The organism is Micromonospora sp. NPDC049891, from assembly GCF_040660295.1.
In the GTDB taxonomy this organism is placed as follows: domain Bacteria; phylum Actinomycetota; class Actinomycetes; order Mycobacteriales; family Micromonosporaceae; genus Micromonospora.
Genome location: NZ_JBFAML010000094.1, coordinates 1 through 1,090, shown reverse-complemented (window position 1 = coordinate 1,090; position 1,090 = coordinate 1). Strand labels below are relative to the sequence as shown.

Annotated in this window: 2 protein-coding genes; one reads left to right on the top strand and one right to left on the bottom strand. The window is 38.6% G+C overall.

Going from position 1 to position 1,090, the window contains the following annotated elements; all coding sequences use genetic code 11:
* On the top strand, positions 1 to 359 hold a 359-nt coding region (locus AB0I71_RS32670; RefSeq protein ID WP_357591234.1), incomplete at its 5' end, for a hypothetical protein.
* A 119-nt stretch (positions 360 to 478) separates the two neighbouring features.
* Here the strand turns inward: AB0I71_RS32670 and AB0I71_RS32665 are convergent.
* Positions 479 to 1,090: haloacid dehalogenase-like hydrolase (locus AB0I71_RS32665; RefSeq protein WP_357591232.1), on the bottom strand; the 612-nt coding region annotated here is incomplete at its 5' end.

The following is a 1,090-nucleotide window of genomic DNA, read 5'->3' as shown; positions in this document are numbered from 1 at the left end:
AAAATATAGAGCATAGATTTGGATTGCTCAGGAAAAATGGGAGTAAAAAGCCAAGCATGGAGTCATACGAGAAAATTGCCGATTTAATAAAAAATTACTCGGTAAAAAATTACAATGTGACAACCGATGGTAAAGTGAATTTAATCTTTAGCAATGGAAAAAAAGAAGCCAGGGTTAGTTGGAAAAAGAATGATACGCAGGAGGGAAGGAATTCCACAACGGGAAGAATAATGTCGCTCATGACGAGTAGTAAACCATCTTCGCAGAAAATTACGGCTCTCGTAATTGAAGACCCAACACAAAAAAGTCAACCAGCGGTTAGCGCAGACACGCCAGTGATAACATTCGGCAACGAGTAAATCCGCATTAAACAAATGAAAAATCACCTCATTTGGACTCCTTTGGAGGTGGTTTAAAGCCGAAAAAAAAGCGAGACGACAAACACAGTCTCGCTTTTATCATTTTTAAAATAGTACCGTTATACTATCGTATAACGCCCTGCATTGAGCATGTCGGAAAATAATCTCTCGGACTTTATTGATGGTGAAACAATATAGGTAAACTTAGCAGCCATAGCTAACGGGATATCATCATAATGATCAGTAAAGAAAAGATCTGGTTCCTCAGAAAATTGCTCCCGCACGAATTTAAGCTTCACTACATTTAATGTTTCGACAAATTCACCTGAGTGGCAAAAATGTGCACATATAGTGACATCAAAATCATTAACTTCCTGAGAGAAAGAGGACACATAAATATCCGGCGCTGCAGTTGCCAAGCACTTAGTCGAATTATCACCTAGAACGAGCAAATCCTTTCGGAGAGAATGGCGGGCCAACCATTTTCCGTACTTCTTACCGACATAGGGCCAAAACTTGGTGCGTTGCTGAATCGCTAATAAAGCCACCTTAAATCCAACGCGATCCATTCTCCCAATTTTCCTGCATATGGCGAATTTAATAATAGAAAATAAAAAATACCATCTAAGGAAAAGAATAGAGATGAAAAAAGACAGAACAACCCATACTTTAAAAGTGTTAAATGGCACAAGTGTGCCATCAAGATCATATACGGATTTCAACCTTTTCTC